Here is a 16,409-nt window from a genome sequence, read left to right as displayed (position 1 = left end):
AGCAACACGATTCGCCCGCTCATTCAACGACGCATAAGTCAACGAAGAACCACCGGCGACAACAGCGACAGCCGAGGGCACACGAAGAACCTGCGCCTCGAACAGCGCGGGCAAGGTAACGGCGGGCAGCGTGCGCGAAGTGTCATTCCAGTCAACGAGAATTCGTGTGCGCTCAGCGGCGTCCAGCAGGTCGAGCTCGCCGACGACGAGGTCCTGACCGGACGCGATTCCTTCCAGCACACGAAGGAAACGCCGTTCGTGAGCCTCAAGGTCGGCGTGCGAGTGGTAGCGCGGGTTCACGTCGAAGTCGATGCGCACACCGGTGCCGTCGGAGCGCTCGTACGCGGAGACGGACAGGTCGTCCACCACGTCGGCGACGAGGTTGTGCGTGCTGGCCCGGTGCCCGGCGAAGCGCAGGTCGTAGTCGAAGGCCATGATGTTGATCTTCGGGCCGACGAGTGAGCGCAGCGTGTCGGCCACGCCCAGCTCGCGCACCAGGTCAGCGCCGCGATAACGCTGGTGGCGCAACGCCATCCGCACGTCGAGCGTCACCTGGCGCACGAGATCGCTGACACGCGTGCCGGGACGCACGTCGACGACGAGCGGCAGCATGTTCGACACCATGCCGGGCAGTCCGCGCAGCTCCGCGTCGGTGCGCGCGCTCACCGGGAAGCCCAGCACCACGCGCTCCTCGCCGGTCAGGCGGTGCACGTAGGCGGCCATGGTGGCGATCAGCAGGCCGGAGAGCCGGGTGCGCTCGGCGCGGGCGGCGGCGCGCAGCTCGACCGCGCGCTCCTCCGGGATCAGCACCGAACGCCGCAGGAACCGCTCTGGCGCGGGAACCCGTTGCGGCACACCGAGTCTGGTCGCCTCGGACAGGCCGGTGAGCTGCTTCGCCCAGTACTCGCGGTCGCGCACGGCGGTCTCGGAGTCCACGTACTGCGCCTCGCGCTCCACGAGCTGCCGCAACGCTCCGACGGAGGACTCCGCGGGCTCCTCCCCCGCGACCAGGGCGGAGTAGATCTCCGCCACGCGCCGCGCGACGAGCGCGCCACTGGCGGCGTCCATGACGATGTGGTGCACGGCCTGGTACCAGGCGAACAGCTCAGGACCGAGCTTGACCAGCCCGTAGGCGAAGAGCCGGTCGGTCGCCAGGTCGACGGGCCGCGACAGCTCGGCCCACATCCACGCCTCGGCGGCGGCGACGGGGTCGGCCTCGGCGCTGAGGTCGGCGGTCAGGAACTCCCAGTCCTCGCGCGGCTCGATGACCTGGCGGACGACGCCGTCGTGCTCGGTGAAGCGGGCGTGCAGGGGCTCGAACTCGGCGACGGTGCGCCGCATGGCGGACTCGAACAGCACGGGGTCGACCGCGCCGTGGATCAGCACGTACTCACCGATGCGGAAAAGGGATCGGTCCGCGTTCAGGTGGTGGATCAGCCACAGCTCGTGCTGCGCGTTCGACACCGAAAGCTCGGTTGATCGCATTCGTCGTTCTCCCCAGTAAGAACGCAGGCCAAACAAGCCTTTCCACCCCAGTGCGGAAAAGCGCGTACTTGCTCACCGCCGACGAACCGGCGGCTTCACCTCATCGAGACCACGAGCCTTTCCGGACCTCGGAAAGTCACGTGACGCCGATAGCGCAAGGAGTCCTCGTCCAGCTCGGCGCCCACCAGCCGCCTGGCGACCGCGTCGAAGACCAGGCTTCCTTCCAGGCGGGCCAGGCTGGCCCCGATGCAGTAGTGCGGGCCGAGCGAGAACCCCAGGTGGTCGGGCTTGCGCCGGTCCAGCCGGAAGGCGTCCGCGTCGGCGTAGCGCGCCGGGTCGCGGTTGGCGGCCCCGACCAGGACCAGCACCCATTCGCCCGCGCCGACCGGCACCCCGCCGACGGTCGTGGCCTCCCGCGCGGTCCGCCACACCAACTGCACCGGCGGGTCGTAGCGCAGGGTCTCCTCGACCACCGCGGAGCTGAGCCGGGGATCGGCGTGCAGCAGCGCGAGCTGGTCGGGGTTGCGCAGCAGGGCGAGCACCCCGTTGGAGATCAGGTTGGTGGTGGTCTCGTGCCCGGCGACCAGCAGCGTGCCGACGGTGGAGAGCAGCTCCTGCGAGGTCAGCGCCTCGCCGTCCTCCTCGGCCCTGACCAGCCGGGACAGCAGGTCCTCGCCGGGGTGCCGCCGCCGGTAGTCGATCAGCTCGCGGAAGTAGCCGTCGAACTCCGCGCTCGCCCGCTCGATCCGCCCGCGCTCCTTGGCCGCGACGTCGAAGTCGAAGGTCCTGGTCAGCAGGCTGGACCAGTCGCGAAGCAGCGCGCTGTCGGCGGCGGGAACGCCCAGCCACTCGCTGATGATCGTCACCGGCAGCGGGTAGGCCAGGTCCTCGGCGATGTCGATGGAGCCGCGCCGCTCGGCCTCGGTCAGCGCGACGTCGATGATCTCGCTGATCCTCGGCGCCAGCACCGCGATCGCGCGCGGGGTGAACGCCTTGCTGACCAGCCGGCGCAGCCGCTGGTGGTCAACGGCGTCCAAGCCCTGGAACGGGGTCAGGCCGCCGTCGCGCAGGATCGCCTCGGCGTCGTCGTAGCGGCCGACGAGCACGGTCCCGCTGTCGGTCATGGTGTAGGGCGAGCGCTCGCGCAACGAGCTGAGCAGCGGGTACGGCTCGGCCCGCACGGCGGGGTCGTGCAGCGCGGCGAAGATGTCCGTCGCGGCGGCGACGGCGTGCGCGTTGTCCTCACGAATGTCCATGTCGGTCACCCGTTCTCCAGTGCTTTGGCCACGTGTCCGAAACCGTCCTCGGAATTCACGCTCTCAGCGACACGAGCCGCTTTCTTGCGGTAGTACGGCTCGTCAACGGCTCGGGTGATGAGTGCGCGAAGGCCGCTCGCGGTCAATTCGCCCGCCGGAATCCACCCTGGACTGGTGCCGAGCTTTTCCAGGCGCCGGGACCAGAACGGCTGGTCACCGAGAACGGGAACGGAGACCGTCGGCACGCCCGCGCGCAGCCCGGCGCCGGTCGTACCGGCACCGCCGTGGTGCACGACAGCCGCCATGCGCGGGAAGAGCCAGTCGTGCGGGACCTCGTCGATGGTGATCACGTCATCGCTCTGCGCGGAGAGCCCGGCCCACCCGCGCTGGAACACCGCGCGCGTGCCCGGCGGCAGCGCGTCGAGCACGAGCTGGGACAGCGGCTCGGCCTTGCCGGGGCTCATGCTGCCGAAGCCGACGAACACCGGCGGCGGCCCGGCGTCGAGGAAGTCGACGAGCCGCGCGGGCGGCTGCCAGTCCGGAGAGCGGTGCGGCCACCAGTAGCCGACGACGTCGGAGTTCTCCCGCCAGTCACCGGGTCTGGGCACCAGGGTCGGGCTGAACCCGTGCAGGACGGTCCAGTCGAGGTCGGCGGCCGCGGCGTCGTCGACGGCCGCGAGACCGGTCGGCTTGAGCCCGATCCGCTTCTGGAAGGCCCGCAGCGCGGAGTCCGGCGGAGTGCGCACGCGCGAGACCGCCTGGTCGACGAGCCAGTGGAAAGCCTTGCCCGCCAAGCTGTTCGGCTCGTCACCGAAGGAGAACTCCGTGGTGGGCAGCATCGGGAACAGTTCGAGGCCGTAGCCGGGGATGCCCCTGGCCTTGGCGAGCAGGTAGCCGTGGAACACGGCGCCGCGGTTGACCAGCAGCGCCTCGGCGCCTTCGGTGGCGGTGATCATGCCTTCGCCGACGGTCTCGACGAGCTGGCGGGCCAGGCGCATGGTGGCGAGGGCGCCGCGCAGGCCACCGCCGCCGCGTTGCAGCTGCTCGCCGTCCTCGGAGGCCATCGCGGCCTGGATGTCACCCGGGATCAGCCGGAACTCGGCACCGCACGCGCGCACCACGTCCGCGAACAGCTCCTGCGTCGCGATGGCGACCTCATGGCCTTGCCCGATCAGGTGGGCGGCCAGTCCGGTGTACGGCGCGACGTCGCCCGTCGAGCCCACCGCGGCGATCACGATCCTCACGCTGCCTCCTTCGCCCTGCGGTGCACGCGTTCCAGCAACGCGACAGCGGTGCCGGTGCCGTCCTCCGCGCGGACCCGTTCGCCCAGTTCCCTTGCGGCTGAAGCCATTCGCTCGTTCCGCGTGATCTCTCGAATCGCCGAGGCGAGCCCGTCCACGCTGAGGTCGCGCTGCCAGATCGGCTCCGGCGCGACCCCGAGATGACGCAGCCGACGCGCCCACTCCCGCTGCTCGGCGTAGAACGGCACCACCAGCTGGGGAATCCCCGCCGCCATCACGACGTGCGTGGTCCCGGTGCCCCCCGCGTGCACCGCGGCGCGCACTCGCTGGAGCAGCCAGCCGTAAGGAATCGTTCGCACCGCAATGATGTCCGGCGTCGGCTCGTCCAGAACGACACCGCCGTCCGCCGAGACCAGCACGGCGCGCACGCCCGAGGCGGCAACGGCTTCGCGCACGACGCGCCCCTTCTCGCGCGGGTCGGCGCCGGTGATGCTGCCGAAACCGACGAAGATCGGCGGCTCCCCCTCGGCGAGGAAGCGCTCCAGCTCGCGCGGCGGCGTCCACGCCGGGTCGGCGGGCAGCGTCCAGTAACCCGTGGTGTGCACCCACTCCGGCCAGTCCGGCGCGGGCGGCGCCAGGCGCGGACTGAGCGCGTTGAGCACGGTGACCGGCCCGCCACCGGGCGCGGTGAGCATGTCGGCCTGGCCGCGCCTGCGGGGCAGGCCGAGCTCGGCGGCCCGCCACCGCGATGTCCGCCTCGTCACGACACTGGAGCGCACGAGCGCGTCAGAGACCTTGTGCGACAACAGGTTCAGCAGCTTGGGCAGCTTCACGCCGGGCGGAACGAGACCGCTGCCGTAGTGCCTGGAGGGCACGTCGGTGCCGTCGAGCGAGGTGAGCACGGCGGGCACCCCGAGCCACTCGGCCACGTAGTGCGCGTGCAGATCCCGGTACACCACCAGATCGACGCGCTCGCCTGCGGCGTTCTTGACGTCGTTCATCATCGTCGGCAGGACGACGTCGAGCAGCTCGGCCTTGATCTCCTTGAGACCACGGCGTTTGCGCTGCCGGTCGGCGCGCGTTCCCTTGACCTTGCCGTCGTCCTCGATGACCTCGCGGATGACCGGGTGGGCGAGCATGTCCGTCTGCGCGTTGGTGCTCGGGGCGAACTCCACGCCCAGACCGGTGATCCACGCGCCGAACTTCTCCGGCGCGCACAGCACCGCCTCGTGCCCAGCGGCGTTCAGCGCGCACGCGAGCGCCAGGTAGGGCTCGACGTCGCCGCGGCTACCGTAGCTCTGCACCAACACGCGCACGGCCAGCTCCTCCCTCGACGTCGGCGGGGATGTGCAACGCCTTCACCAGCTCCGAGTAGAGCGCGTCGGTGCGCAGCAGCTCCCCGTGCGTACCCCGGGCCCGCACCTTTCCGTTCTCCAGAACCAGAATCGTGTTCGCATCCACCACGGTGGACAGTCGGTGGGCGATGGTCACCACCGCGCCGTGCCGCGCGCGCCGGGTGATGAAGTCGTGGATGGCCGACTCGGTCAGCCCGTCGACCTGGGCGGTGGCCTCGTCCAGCAGGAGCACGTCGCAGGGCCGCAGGATCGCCCGTGCCAACGCGATCCGCTGCCGCTGCCCGCCGGAGACCGAGTTCGACGAGAGCGGGGTGTCCAGCCCCTCCGGCAGCGCGTCGACCACGTCTTCGAGACGCACCCGGCGCAGTGCGCGGCGCAGCTCGGCATCGGTCGCCTCGGGGTGGGTGAACAGCAGGTTCTCCCGGATCGTGCCCGGGACCACCGGCGTCTCCTGCTCGACGTAGGCCAAGCGGCGGCGGATCTCCTCGTGGCTGTAGGCGGAGTACGGAAGGCCGTCGAGCAGGATGTGCCCCGACTGCGGCTCCAGGAACCGCAGCACCAGGCCGAACAGCGTGCTCTTGCCCGCGCCGGAGGGCCCGACGATCGCGGTGTGGCCGTAGCGCGGGATGTCGATGTCGACCCCGCGCAGCACCGGTTCCTGCCCCGGCCCGTAGGCGGCGGTGATCTGGCTCAACCGCAGGATCGGGCGGCTCAGGTCCACTGTGGACTCGGTGGCGGACTCCCTCGGCCGCGAGGTGTCGACCTCCACCTCCAGCGCGTCCAGCTCCTGGATGCGCGAGGCGGCGACCATGCCGGCCTGGAGGGTGCTGACGTTGTGGGTCAGCTCGGTGAGCGGGTCGATCAGCTGGAAGGCGTAGAGCAGGAACGCGATCAGGCTGGAGGTCTCCAGCAGCCCGAGGTTCACCCGCCACCCGCCCACCCCGAGCACCAGGATGATGGCGAACTGGAGACCGGAGTTGGAGATGCCCGACGCGGTGGCTTCCTTGCGCACGGCGCGAATGCCGTGCTCGGTGGACTCCTCGGCGTCGGCGAGCACCCGGTCGGCCTGCCTGCGCTCGGCGCGGCTGGCCTTGACGGTGCGGATCGCCCGCAGGGTCCCCTCCAGCACGCCGCCGAGGTGGCCGACGGAGTTCTGCGCGCGTTCCTGCGCCTTGGCGATCGCGGGCATCACGGTGCTGAACAACGCGATGATCACCAGCACCGCCGCCAGGGTCGACGCGAGCAGCACCATGTCCAGCAACGCCATCATGACCAGCGTTCCCACCAGCATGATCGAGCCGTTCACCAGGCCGATCACACTGCTGGAGGCGGCTTCGCGCAGCAGCAGCGTGTCCGAGGTGACGCGGGTGACCAGCTCACCGGTCGGCCACTTGCCCAGTCCGCCGACGGTGACGCTCAGCAGCTTGCGGATCATCGAGCGCCGCGCCTCCAGCACGACGCGCTCGGCGAGCGAGCCCAGCAGCACCCACTGCCAGTACCGGATACCGGTGCTGATCACGAGCACACCGAGCAGCGCGCCGATCGGTCGCACCAACGAGGAGTTGGAGCCGACCGAGTCGAGCACCCACTTGGTGATCATCGGCGTCGCCAGCCCGGCCGCCGTGGTCATCAGCGACAGCAGCAGTCCCAGCGCGAGCGCGCCGGAGTGCGGCCTCGCGAAGGACACCAGCAACCGGAACCGGGACTGGCCGGGTCGAGGTGACCCGTTCGATCCCATGAGCCCACGACCCCCAGTCGTTTCGTCGTGGCCGAACCGCCTCCCCGACCTCCAAGGTGTCCGACTTGCCCGAAGCTAACAGCGCTTCGTGACAACGTGCTGATGTTCGACTAAATCTCTTTGGTTTCAACTGCTCCTTTAGCCTCTTGCTCACTAATTTTGCGCACGCTTCGTGTTTGCTATTGGCCTATAAGGATGATCGGCCGCGTGCACTAGCGTCCATCCGCGTAAAAAATCAGTTGATCTTCGTCGCCACCGCGCTGCTCACCTTGAGCACGGCTCCCGCGGACGCCATCGTCGAACGGCACGGTCGCCGCCGAGCCGTACCCGTTCATCGCCTCGCTGCACGACGCCGACTTCGGCCACCTGCGCGGAGCGTCCATTGTGGACAGCACGACCCTGGTCACCGCAGCGCGCGCAGCGACACCGGCGGCACCACCGTCAGATCACCGAGATCCGCGTCCACCCCGAGCACACCCTCGTCGGTCCCGGCCAGAAGTACGCCGACATCGCGGTGCTCAAGGTGGAGGAGATGCGCGGAGCCGATCACCATCTCGGCGGTCTCGCCCGCTGTCGGCACCGGGCTCCGGCTCATCGGTTGGGGCCGCACCTGCGTCGACCTGAACGCGCCGTGCTCGATGTCGCCGGAGTTGCGGCGGCTGGACGTCAAGCTCGTTCCCAACGCCGACAGCGCGATGACCACGTCCAAGGAACTGTGCGTCAGCAACCCCGACGGCGTGTCCGGGCCGTGCGGCGGTGACTCGGGCGGCCCCGCGCTGGTGCGCGCGAACGGGCGATGGGAGCTGGTCGGCGCCACGTCCCGTCCGGGCATGCGCCAGCGCGAGCGGTGCGGGCAGGGGACCGGGATCTACACCGATCTGGCCGAGCACCGAGCGTGGGTGCTCGACCAGCTCTGACCTGCATCAGCGCGCGAGCCAGGTGTCGAGGTCCGTCGGCGCCAGCTCGGCACCCGCGCCAGGGCGCAGCGAGTCGCGGCCGAGGAGCGTGCCGAAGTAGCGCGCTCCCGGGTCGGTGACGACCTCGCGCGGGTCGGATCGCGCGGCGAGCACGGTGCGGACCCACTCGTCGAGCCCGAACGCCTCCGGCCCGCCGATCTCCAGCACCCCGTCGACGGGTGCGCTCGCCGCCGTCCGCGCCACGACCGCCGCGACATCCGCCGCCGCGATCGGCTGGACACCTCCGCCGGAGAGCCGCACCACGCCGTTCTCCGTTGCGGTGTCAGCGATCGCACCCGCGAACTCGAAGAACTGCGTCGCGCGCACGATCGTGTGCTTCAGCCCGGACGCGGTGATCAACTCCTCCTGCGCCACCTTCGCGCGGAGGTAGCCGGAGTCCGGCAGGCGGTCGGCGCCGACCACCGACAGCGCGACGTAGTGGCCGACCCCGGCACTGCGGGCGGCATCGACCAGGTTCGCGGTCGCGGTGCGGAAGAAGTGCAGGACGTCCGCGTCGGCGAAGGACGGCGAGTTCGACACGTCCACCAGCACGTCCGCGCCGTCGAGCACCTCTTTCACGCCGTCGCCGGTGAGCGTGTCGACGCCGCTGGACGGGGAGGCTGGAACGGCGTCGTGGCCGTGCTCGCCCAACCGCGCGACGACCTGCGAGCCGATGAGCCCGGTCCCGCCGATGACAACGATCCTCATGCTGGGTCCCTTCGTGAGCCCGCCGTGGTGCGGGCGTTCACGAGCTAGGACAAGACAGCCCTCCTCGCTGTGACAGGTCTGCTCAGCTCGGTTCAGAAGGCCGTGATCTTGTCCGGGTTCACCATCCACATCACCTGGTCGATGCCTTCCGCCGACGCGCTCACCGTCACCACGGCGAAGGTCACGCCGTCACGGCGCAGAGCAACCGCCGCCAGCCCGTTGACCTCGACGAACGAGGTCTCCGCAGCGCGCCAGAATCCCGGCGCCCACGCGCTGACGACCTTCGCCAAGGTGCTCGCGCCAACCACTGGCGACCGCGCCGCGCGGGCCTTGCCGTCGCTGTCGGAGTAGCTCACCACGTCGTCGCTGAACAACCGCTCCAGCTCCGCCAGGTCCCCCGCGCGCGCCGCCGCCACGAAGGCCGCCAACAACCGCCGCTGCTGCGCGAGCTCCACCCGGGCCCGCCGCTCCCCCGTCAACCGCTTGCGCGCGCGACTCACCAGCTGCCGTGCCGCGACCTCCGTGCTGCGCACGATCTCCGCGATCTGCTCATATGGGTAGTCGAACGCCTCACGCAGCACGTACGCCGCGCGCTCAGTCGGAGTGAGCTTTTCCAGCAGTGCCAACAGGGCCAGCTCCAGGACCGCGCTACGCTCGGCGCCGATCTGCGGGTCGGCCGAGGTGTCCACCGGCTCCGGCAACCACGGCCCCACGTAGGTCTCGCGGCGCGCCCGCGCGGTCTTGCTCTCGTTGATCGCCAGCCTGGTGATCGCCTTCGCGAGGTAGGCCTCCGGGTTGAGCACCGCGTCCCGGTCCGCCGCACGCCAGCGCAGCCAGACCTCCTGCACCAGGTCCTCCGCGTCGGCCACGCTGCCCGACATCCGGTAGGCGATGCCGAACAGCCTCGGCCGCACTCCGGCGAACACCGCGTCAGCGTGCTCCAGACCCGTCATCGGCACTCCGCTCTCCCAACGCCCCAGGCTAGTGGGCGTCCGAGGCTGAGGCGTCACGCAGTCTTCAAGACCACCAAACCCCGTGTGCTTATGGTGGGGGCATGGTGACTTCGACCGAACTGCGGGCGCGGGTGGCGGAGAGCTTCGACGGGCTGGGCATGCCGTCGTGGGCGAACCCGCATCCCGATGGCGCGCAACCTCGCGATGAGGAGTACTCGCGGGTCACCGAGCCTTCGCGCTACGACATCGTCCACGCGCGCGCCCGTGCTTGGACGGAGCACCTGGGACAGCAGCCGGGAGTGCGCGTCGAGCCGATCGCCCCTGGCGAGAACTTCGACCGGGGCACGAAGATCACCTCGACGCGCGCGGGCACGTTGCCGTTGCTGCTGTTGGAACAGGACGCCGAGCACGCGGTGCTGCGGGTCGCGGTCGCCGAACCGGAGCTGGAGATCGCGTTGCTGCCGGACTGCGGCTGCGACGCGTGCGACTGGGGCTGCGATGACCTCCTCGCGGCGGTCGACGACAAGATCGCGATGGTCGTCGGCGGGCCGTTCGTGGTGTTGCGCGGCAAGGACTGGCACGCGCAGTGGCACCCGGGCGGCGGCAGCGCCGGTGGTGGCGTGGACCTCGGGGCGATGATGGAGCTGTGCCGGCGCTTGGCCGGTGGTGAAGACGTCGACCTGCCGCAGGGAACCGAGGCGTTCGCCGGAGCCGGATGGTTCAACTGAGCACGCTCACTTGAAAGCACTTCAAGTAACTTGAAGCGCTTCTCATGTGGGACAACGACATTCAAGCCTTTCGCCCGCCTCCGAAGCGAGCTTGCCCCACGGCATGACTAGGCAAATGCTGCGCGCATGCCTAGTTTCATCGAGCCGTTCCGGATCAAATCGGTCGAACCGATCCCGTTCCTCAGCCGGGCTGAACGGGAGGCTGCGCTGCGCGCGTCGGGCTACAACCTGTTCCGGATCGACGCCGACCAGGTCACGGTGGACCTGCTGACCGACTCCGGTACCGGGGCGATGTCGGCCGCGCAGTGGTCGGCGTTGCTGAGCGGTGACGAGTCCTACGCGGGCGCGCGGTCCTTCCGTCGCTTCGAGCGGGTCGTCACCGAGCTGACGGGCTACCCCGAGGTGATCCCGGTGCACCAGGGCCGGGCCGCGGAGCGCATCCTGTTCTCCTGCCTGCTCGGGCCGGGCCGGATCAGCGTCAGCAACACCCACTTCGACACCACGCGCGCCAACGTCGAAGCGCTCGGCGCGCGCGTGGTCGACCTGCCCGACCTCACCTCGGAGTTCGGCGGTGACCTCGACGTGGCGGCGCTGAGCGCGCTCTTGGAAGCAGGCGCCGCAGTGGGCTGCGTCGTGCTGACGGTGACCAACAACGCCGGTGGCGGGCAGCCGGTGTCGATCGCCAACGCGCGCGCCGTGCGGGAGGTCTGCGATGCCCACGGTGTCCCGCTCTTGCTTGACGCGGCGCGGTTCGCGGAGAACGCGTACTTGATCGTCGAGCGCGACCCGGCCTACCACGGGATCAGTCCGCGCGAGGTGGCTCGGGAGATGTTCGAGCTCGCCGACGGGTGCTGCGCGAGCTTGAAGAAGGACGGCATCGCCAACATCGGCGGGATGATCGCCTTGCACGACAAGGAACTCGCGGCGCGGTGCCGGGACCAGCTGATCATCTCCGAGGGTTACAGCACCTACGGCGGCCTCGCCGGGCGCGATCTTGACGCGCTCGCGCAGGGGCTGCTGGAGGTCACCGATGTGGATTACCTGCGGTACCGGGCGGAGTCCGCGCGGTGGTTCGCCGACGAGCTGGCCAAGGCGGGGTTGCCCGTGCTGCGCCCGACCGGCTGCCACGCGGTGTACGTGGACGCGGCGGAACTGTTGCCGCACTTGACTTTGCAGGAGTTGCCCGCGAACGCGCTCGCGTGCGCTCTCTACGCCGAGGGCGGGGTGCGCACGAGCGACCTGGGCACCCTGTGCTTCGGCCGCGTCGACCCGGCCGGTGGGCCTGATGTGCCCGCGCCGCGCGAGTTGCTGCGCTTCGCTCTGCCGCGCCGCGTCTACACCCGCAACCACCTGGAGTACGTCGCAGAGACAGCGGCCGCCGTCGCCGCGCGCGCCGCGTCCATTCCCGGGATGCGGATCGTCGAGCAGCCCGCGATGCTGCGGCACTTCACCTCGCGACTGCAACCCCTTGCGTGACAACGGCCCCCGGGCGTGAACCCGGGGGCCGTCAGTCCAGCCTCAGATCAGGAGAGGTCGTAGCGGTCGAGGTCCATGACCTTCGTCCACGCGGCGGCGAAGTCGCGGACGAACTTCTCCTTCGCGTCGTCGCTGGCGTAGACCTCGGCGACGGCGCGCAGCTCGGAGTTCGAGCCGAACACCAGGTCGACGCGGCTGCCGGTCCACTTCACCTGGCCGGTGGAGCGGTCGCGGCCCTCGAAGGTCTCGGCGTCCGAGCCGCTGCCGTCAACCGGCTTCCACTCGGTCTCCAGGTCGAGCAGGTTCACGAAGAAGTCGTTGGTCAACGACCCCTTGTCGGCGGTGAACACACCCAGCTCGGACTGCTGGAAGTTCGCGCCGAGCACGCGCAGACCGCCGACGAGCACGGTCAGCTCGGGCGCGCTGAGCGACAGCAGGTTCGCTCGGTCCACCAGCAGGAACTCGGCGGGCAGGCGGTGTCCCTTGCCCCGGTAGTTGCGGAAGCCGTCAGCGGTCGGCTCCAGCGCGGCGAAGGACTCGATGTCCGTCTGCTCCTGGGTGGCGTCCGCGCGGCCCGCGGTGAACGGCACCGTGACGTCGACGCCACCGCGCTTGGCGGCTTGCTCGACGGCGGCGGAACCGGCCAGCACGATCAGGTCGGCCAGCGAGATCTGCTTGCCCGAGGAGGCGTTGAACTCGACCTGGATGCCTTCAAGGACACGGAGAACGCGCGCCAGCGTGTCGGGCTCGTTGACCTCCCAGGAGCGCTGCGGCTCCAGGCGGATGCGCGCACCGTTCGCGCCACCGCGCTTGTCGCTGCTGCGGAAGGTCGACGCCGAGGCCCACGCGACCGAGACCAGCTCGGCGGTGGAGAGCTCGGAGTCCAGCACCTTGGCCTTGAGCGCGGTCACGTCCGCGTCGTCGACCAGCTCGTGGGTGACCTCGGGGATGATGTCCTGCCACAGCAGCTTCTCCTGCGGCACCAGCGGGCCGAGGTAGCGCTGGATCGGCCCCATGTCGCGGTGGGTCAGCTTGAACCAGGCGCGGGCGAAGGCGTCCGCGAACTCCGCCGGGTTCTGGTGGAAGCGCCGCGAGATCGGCTCGTAGATCGGGTCGAAGCGCAGCGCCAGGTCCGTGGTCAGCATGGTCGGCGGGCGGTTGAGCTCACCGGTCTCCGGGTCCGGGACGGTGTTCGCGCCGCCGCCGTCCTTCGGCTGCCACTGGTGGGCACCGGCGGGGCTCTTGGTCAGCTCCCACTCGTAGCCGAAGAGGTTGTCGAAGAACCCGTTGCCCCACTGGGTCGGCGTGGAGGTCCAGGTGGTCTCCAGGCCGCTGGTGATGGTGTCGCGGCCCTTGCCGGAGCCGAAGCTGTTGCGCCAGCCCAGGCCCTGCTCCTCCAGCGGCGCGCCCTCGGGCTCCGCGCCGACGTACTTGTCGGGGTCTGCGGCGCCGTGCGCCTTGCCGAAGGTGTGCCCGCCCGCGATCAGCGCGACGGTCTCCTCGTCGTTCATCGCCATCCGGCCGAAGGTGTCGCGGATGTCGCGCGCCGAGGCCAGCGGGTCCGGGTTGCCGTTGGGGCCCTCCGGGTTGACGTAGATGAGGCCCATCTGGACCGCTGCCAGCGGGTTCTCCAGGTCGCGCTGGCCGCTGTAGCGCTCATCGCCCAGCCAGGTGCGCTCCGGGCCCCAGTAGACGTCCTCGTCCGGCTCCCACACGTCCGCGCGGCCACCGGCGAAGCCGAAGGTCTTGAGCCCCATCGTCTCCAGCGCGCGGTTGCCCGTGAAGATCATCAGGTCGGCCCAGGACACCGAGCGGCCGTACTTCTTCTTGACCGGCCACAGCAGACGGCGGGCCTTGTCCAGGTTCCCGTTGTCCGGCCAGCTGTTCAGCGGGGCGAAGCGCTGCATGCCCGCGCCCGCGCCGCCGCGCCCGTCCTGGATGCGGTAGGTGCCCGCACTGTGCCACGCCATGCGGATCATGAACGGCCCGTAGTGGCCGAAGTCGGCGGGCCACCAGTCCTTCGACGTGGTCAGCACCGCGTCCACGTCCGCCGCGAGCGCGTCCAGGTCGACCCCGAGGAAGGCCTCCGCGTAGTCGAAGTCCTCGCCCATCGGGTTGGCGACGGCCGAGTGCTTGCGGAGGATCTTGAGGTTGAGCTGGTTCGGCCACCAGTCGCGGTTGCCGCCGCCCTCGGTCGGGTGACTGATGCGACCCGCCGAGACCGGGCACCCGCCCGCGCCTTCCACGTTCATCTCGCCAACAACGGCGTCTGGGCTGTCAGCCACGCGAATCCTTCCGAGAACCGGTTGTGGTGGTAGTTGTGGAGCAGTCGGGGCACAGGCCCCAGTAGATGACCTCGGCCTCGTCGATGACGAAACCGTGGTGGTTCGAGGCGTGCAGGCACGGTGCCGCGCCCACCGCGCAGTCCACGTCCGCGATCACGCCGCACCTCCGGCAGACCACGTGGTGGTGGTTGTCGCCCACCCTCGCCTCGTAGCGCGACACCGACCCCGGCGGCTCGATCCGCCGCACCAGCCGCGCCGTCGTCAGCGCCCGCAGCACGTCGTAGACCGCCTGGTGCGACACCGCGCCAAGGCCTTCGCGCACGACCCCGATGATCGAATCCGTGTCCGCGTGCGGGTGCTCGTGCACCGCCGCCAACACCGCCAACCTCGGCTTCGTCACGCGCAGGTCCGCCCCGCGCAGCATGCGCTCGTAGTCCGGGGGCGTCGCCATCACCACCGCAGTCTCACGCCTTTTCTGGAATGAGTCAAGTTCAGCCACCCACCCGTGAACGCGTTGTCCGTCGCGCCGCCCGCGCCCGTCCGGGTGTCCGTCCGGGTGTCCGTCCACTATGGACAGCCCTACGCAGGCACCGGCCCCTCCCGATCCCGACTTCCCGGCACCTGCCACAGCCACCCGCGCGCCCCCTGAGCCGTTCCCGATCGGTCAACCTCCCCCATCGCCATGCAAAGACATACGTCCCGCCACCCCGCCCGGTTCACCACCCCGGCCTCTACGCTCAAGCACGACGCCAAGCATTGCCAGCACCAACGCAAACCATGCTGAAACGCCACACCACGCCGGAAAGTCCCAGTTCAAGAAGTGTCTTCCCCGCACGAGCGGGGGTGGTCCACCCGTGAGTTGCACGGTGGCCGGTGGCGCGGTGTCTTCCCCGCGCGAGCGGGGGTGGTCCGCCCTGCTCGGTGTGGACGGCGAACCCGTCCCAGTCTTCCCCGCACGAGCGGGGGTGATCCCACGACCGTCCAGGCGTGCAGTGTGTGCACGCTGTCTTCCCCGCGCGTGCGGGGACCCACTCCGCAGAGAGCGTCAGACCTCTCGTCCATCATTACCACCGGTCGACTGGCGGAAGTCTTCGGATCAGGAGGTAAGGCGTGCGGACGGTGTTCGAGGGAAAGATGCCTGTCCACTACGGGCAGTTCTACGTGGAGGCAGGCGGCGGAACGCCGGGCATGGAGGAGTGCTTCGCCGGACAGCGCAACGGATTGTGCGGCGCTGCGGTGCCCGGCCACCTGTTCTTCGTCACCGGCCTGCACACGGGCGACGTCGGCCTCACGGTGGAGTTGCACGAACAGCCCCCACCACTGGACGAAACTTGGGAGGACATTGTCGAAGCGTCGTTCCACCCTCGCGCGAAAGCGATGCTCACCCAGTGGGCGGGCGAGCAATCCTGGGACCTCGGCCTGACCGAAACCGACTACCGCGTCCGCTACAGCGGCAAGGACATGGAAGCCGCGCAGGAGGAAGACACCACGCTCGACGACGAGCCCCTGATCGACCACTACCTCTTGCAGTTCTGGCCCGCCCCACCCACACCGGACATCGTCGTCAAGCAGGCCAGCTCAACCGCCGAGTACTGGCACGACTTCGCGAGCCAACAACCTCCCCGCCAGGCCTGACCACCAACGGATTCCTGCAAGTCATCACCCCGAACATCTCCGGCAGCGCGGGGTTTGTCAGTCTTCAAGACCACCAAAACCCCCTGTTGATCATCGTTAACGACCCCATACCCCAAGGCGGCCGAAGGTTTGTCGTGGTTGAAGACCGCTGGAGTGGGGGTCTGGCGGTCTTGAAGACCGGCGAACTCAACGACGTGCTGGACAATGCCTAGGCCACGTCTGCCGATGTGGCGCGCTGGGCATCTGCCGTGAGCGTGTTGCCCAGCTCGACAGGCGTTCATGACACAAACCCATGCTGAATCGCCGATCCACGTCGGAAAGCCCCAGTTCAAGAAGTGTCTTCCCCGCGCGAGCGGGGGTGGTCCCGGAAAGGGGGTGAAAAGGTGTACGGCCACAACGTCTTCCCCGCGCGAGCGGGGGTGGTCCGGCGGTGACGTGGTGGACGTCTAGGCCCAGCATGTCTTCCCCGCGCGAGCGGGGGTGGTCCCCAGCCCGTCACCGAGTCCGCGCTGTTCTGGGAGTCTTCCCCGCGCGAGCGGGGGTGGTCCGTGGGAAGAGCACCGCGACACCGTGTACCACCGGTCTTCCCCGCG

General features: G+C 69.8%; 14 protein-coding genes and 1 CRISPR repeat array (1 of these 15 running past the window's edge). Of the genes, 4 read left to right on the top strand and 10 right to left on the bottom strand.

Translation table 11 applies throughout. From position 1 onward, the window contains the following. The 6 genes from ABD798_RS02010 to ABD798_RS01985 all read right to left on the bottom strand — a co-directional run. A partial coding sequence (locus ABD798_RS02010; RefSeq protein WP_344870708.1) for a condensation domain-containing protein occupies positions 1–1,485 on the bottom strand: 1,485 nt, incomplete at its 3' end. Between the two features lie 95 nt (positions 1,486–1,580). Then, positions 1,581–2,741: a cytochrome P450 gene (locus ABD798_RS02005; RefSeq protein ID WP_344870706.1), complete on the bottom strand. Its 1,161-nt coding sequence runs from the start codon at positions 2,739–2,741 to the stop codon at positions 1,581–1,583. 5 nt (positions 2,742–2,746) lie between these two features. Further along, on the bottom strand, positions 2,747–3,985 hold the full coding sequence (locus ABD798_RS02000; RefSeq protein WP_344870705.1) for a glycosyltransferase: 1,239 nt from the start codon (positions 3,983–3,985) through the stop codon (positions 2,747–2,749). Then, entirely contained in the window at positions 3,982–5,298 is a 1,317-nt protein-coding gene (locus ABD798_RS01995; protein ID WP_344870704.1) for a glycosyltransferase, read from the bottom strand. The genes ABD798_RS02000 and ABD798_RS01995 overlap by 4 nt, the downstream gene beginning before the upstream one ends. Continuing rightward, positions 5,270–7,075 (bottom strand): ABC transporter ATP-binding protein, encoded by a 1,806-nt coding sequence (locus tag ABD798_RS01990; RefSeq protein ID WP_344870703.1) that lies wholly within the window; start codon positions 7,073–7,075, stop codon positions 5,270–5,272. The genes ABD798_RS01995 and ABD798_RS01990 overlap by 29 nt, the downstream gene beginning before the upstream one ends. A gap of 403 nt (positions 7,076–7,478) precedes the next feature. Next, positions 7,479–7,778 (bottom strand): hypothetical protein, encoded by a 300-nt coding sequence (locus ABD798_RS01985; RefSeq protein ID WP_344870717.1) that lies wholly within the window; start codon positions 7,776–7,778, stop codon positions 7,479–7,481. Between ABD798_RS01985 and ABD798_RS01980 the strand changes: the two genes are divergently transcribed. Beyond that, a complete protein-coding gene (locus ABD798_RS01980) occupies positions 7,669–7,992 on the top strand; it encodes a trypsin-like serine protease (RefSeq protein ID WP_344870716.1) in 324 nt (107 codons plus the stop codon). The genes ABD798_RS01985 and ABD798_RS01980 overlap by 110 nt on opposite strands. 6 nt (positions 7,993–7,998) lie before the next feature. Here the strand turns inward: ABD798_RS01980 and ABD798_RS01975 are convergent, their stop codons facing one another. Together ABD798_RS01975 and ABD798_RS01970 are read right to left on the bottom strand one after the other, a co-directional pair. Beyond that, a complete protein-coding gene (locus ABD798_RS01975; RefSeq protein ID WP_344870702.1) occupies positions 7,999–8,739 on the bottom strand; it encodes an SDR family oxidoreductase in 741 nt (246 codons plus the stop codon). A gap of 92 nt (positions 8,740–8,831) precedes the next feature. Continuing rightward, positions 8,832–9,692, bottom strand: coding sequence for a sigma-70 family RNA polymerase sigma factor (locus ABD798_RS01970; RefSeq protein WP_344870701.1), 861 nt, complete (start codon positions 9,690–9,692; stop codon positions 8,832–8,834). A gap of 101 nt (positions 9,693–9,793) precedes the next feature. Here ABD798_RS01970 and ABD798_RS01965 point away from each other — a divergent pair, with 101 nt between their 5' ends. Then, positions 9,794–10,420, top strand: a complete 627-nt coding sequence (locus tag ABD798_RS01965; RefSeq protein ID WP_344870700.1) for a DUF6226 family protein — start codon at positions 9,794–9,796, stop codon at positions 10,418–10,420. Positions 10,421–10,546: 126 nt separating this feature from the next. Continuing rightward, positions 10,547–11,896, top strand: a complete 1,350-nt coding sequence (locus ABD798_RS01960) for a tryptophanase (RefSeq protein WP_344870699.1) — start codon at positions 10,547–10,549, stop codon at positions 11,894–11,896. Positions 11,897–11,943: 47 nt separating this feature from the next. On the opposite strand, the gene katG is transcribed toward ABD798_RS01960, so the two are convergent. Both katG and ABD798_RS01950 read right to left on the bottom strand, forming a co-directional pair. After that, positions 11,944–14,181, bottom strand: a complete 2,238-nt coding sequence (gene katG / locus ABD798_RS01955; RefSeq protein WP_344870698.1) for a catalase/peroxidase HPI — start codon at positions 14,179–14,181, stop codon at positions 11,944–11,946. Then, positions 14,174–14,632 (bottom strand): Fur family transcriptional regulator, encoded by a 459-nt coding sequence (locus ABD798_RS01950; protein WP_344870697.1) that lies wholly within the window; start codon positions 14,630–14,632, stop codon positions 14,174–14,176. Before ABD798_RS01950 ends, katG begins: the two co-directional genes overlap by 8 nt. Positions 14,633–15,291: 659 nt before the next feature. On the opposite strand from ABD798_RS01950, the gene ABD798_RS01945 reads away from it, so the two are divergent. Further along, a complete protein-coding gene (locus ABD798_RS01945) occupies positions 15,292–15,816 on the top strand; it encodes a hypothetical protein (protein WP_344870695.1) in 525 nt (174 codons plus the stop codon). Positions 15,817–16,153: 337 nt separating this feature from the next. Next, positions 16,154–16,409: a CRISPR direct-repeat array (repeat unit 28 nt; unit sequence GTCTTCCCCGCGCGAGCGGGGGTGGTCC); it runs 77 nt beyond the window's last position.

Origin of the sequence: Allokutzneria multivorans (genome assembly GCF_039537405.1) — a bacterium.
Classification (GTDB): Bacteria; Actinomycetota; Actinomycetes; order Mycobacteriales; family Pseudonocardiaceae; genus Allokutzneria; species Allokutzneria multivorans.
The sequence above is the reverse complement of the archived record's forward strand: the minus strand, read 5'-3'. Positions and strand labels throughout refer to the sequence as shown.

What these genes read in the sequence shown, in the direction of transcription:
- ABD798_RS01970 (WP_344870701.1), bottom strand. Translation starts at nt 9,692, where the DNA reads ATGACGGGTCTGGAGCACGCTGACGCGGTGTTCGCCGGAGTGCGGCCG.
- ABD798_RS02005 (WP_344870706.1), bottom strand. Translation starts at nt 2,741, where the DNA reads ATGGACATTCGTGAGGACAACGCGCACGCCGTCGCCGCCGCGACGGAC.
- ABD798_RS01960 (WP_344870699.1), top strand. Translation starts at nt 10,547, where the DNA reads ATGCCTAGTTTCATCGAGCCGTTCCGGATCAAATCGGTCGAACCGATC.
- ABD798_RS01965 (WP_344870700.1), top strand. Translation starts at nt 9,794, where the DNA reads ATGGTGACTTCGACCGAACTGCGGGCGCGGGTGGCGGAGAGCTTCGAC.
- ABD798_RS01990 (WP_344870703.1), bottom strand. Translation starts at nt 7,075, where the DNA reads ATGGGATCGAACGGGTCACCTCGACCCGGCCAGTCCCGGTTCCGGTTG.
- ABD798_RS01975 (WP_344870702.1), bottom strand. Translation starts at nt 8,739, where the DNA reads ATGAGGATCGTTGTCATCGGCGGGACCGGGCTCATCGGCTCGCAGGTC.
- ABD798_RS01950 (WP_344870697.1), bottom strand. Translation starts at nt 14,632, where the DNA reads ATGGCGACGCCCCCGGACTACGAGCGCATGCTGCGCGGGGCGGACCTG.